Origin of the sequence: Vibrio sp. Vb2131 (assembly GCF_033338535.1) — a bacterium.
GTDB classification, from domain to species: Bacteria; Pseudomonadota; Gammaproteobacteria; order Enterobacterales; family Vibrionaceae; genus Vibrio; species Vibrio alginolyticus.
Window position 1 is genome coordinate 1 of record NZ_JAWOSW010000070.1, and the last position, 705, is coordinate 705.

General features: G+C 46.0%; 1 pseudogene. It reads left to right on the top strand.

Features of this window, described 5'->3' with window-relative positions:
• Positions 1-705 (top strand): annotated as a pseudogene (locus R7E38_RS22905) (dGTPase); the annotation flags it as partial.

The window sequence follows — 705 nt, forward strand, 5'->3', positions numbered from 1 at the left end:
AGGTTTGATCAAATACCCAGCACTCATCAGTCAGACTCGTTCAGTCAAGCTGCCAAACCCTGCAGAACATCAACGCCGATTAAAAGCCAAAGAATGGAGCCCAGCGAAAGGCATCTACGATTGCGATAAAGATCTGTTTGATTGGGTTATCGCTCCACTCAGCGAGAATGACAAAAGCCTGTTGAGCCAAATGCGCTATCGACCAGACTCCGATTTAGAGCACAGCAAAACGCGCTTTAAATCCCTCGACTGCTCCATTATGGAGCTCGCCGATGATATTGCGTATGGCGTGCACGACTTAGAAGATGCCATTGTGCTGGGTATGGTCACACGTCAGCAATGGCAAGAAGGTGCAGCAAGTCAGTTAGCTGATTGCGGTGATCCTTGGTTTGAAGAACATATCGGCTCTATTGGACAAATGCTGTTTAGCGGTAAACATCACCAACGCAAAGATGCGATTGGCGGTATGGTCAATGCCCTACTTACAAGCATCTCTATTAAAGTGGTTGATGAACCATTCCAAAACCCTTTACTGGCATGGAATGCTTGTTTAGAACCGCATATGGCGAAAGCGCTAGATGTGCTTAAACATTTCGTCAGTCAGTATGTCATTCAAGTGCCGCAGGTACAGATTGTCGAATACAAAGGGCAACAAATCATCATGGATATATTCGAAGCACTAAGTGCCGATCCTGAACGATTGTT